The sequence below is a fragment of the Corallococcus praedator genome, from assembly GCF_003612125.1.
Lineage (GTDB): Bacteria > Myxococcota > Myxococcia > Myxococcales > Myxococcaceae > Corallococcus > Corallococcus praedator.
Genome location: NZ_RAWI01001008.1, coordinates 1 through 451, shown reverse-complemented (window position 1 = coordinate 451; position 451 = coordinate 1). Strand labels below are relative to the sequence as shown.

The window sequence follows — 451 nt, the reverse complement described above, 5'->3', positions numbered from 1 at the left end:
GATTCAAAGAGGAATACTTTTGTGAAGTATCGCATAGTGCCTGAGTTACGTAAGATAGATTCTTATTGTAATTTTGTCTACCAAAAAGACCTGAGACCATGAACCTCGAAAAATATACGGAGCTACTAAGGACCAGAAATTATTCGAGTCAAAGCATCCAGATCATACATAATGAAGAGACAATCAAATTACTCAATTACAGCTACTTAGGCCGAGATCTTATGCTCTCTCAAAAAGCAGTAGCTGAACTAATTACCATATTGGAAAATAAGATTAGTAGTTTGAAGAATTTTGAGGCAAGTACAATCGAGTTAAGCCTTTTCTCGGCTTTTGTTATGTTTTACTGCAAGATGTTTAACAGCACTTCCTCGGGGAAAATTAAGCTTAAGCATCAAGATTTGTATAAGGTAGCAGAGCAGATTAATATTCACGAGGAGATTAAAAACTATAG

1 protein-coding gene is annotated in these 451 nt (G+C 35.3%); it reads left to right on the top strand.

What is annotated here, in order from left to right:
• Positions 1 to 98: 98 nt before the first annotated feature.
• A partial coding sequence (locus D7Y13_RS47455; RefSeq protein WP_208734629.1) for a hypothetical protein occupies positions 99 to 451 on the top strand: 353 nt, incomplete at its 3' end.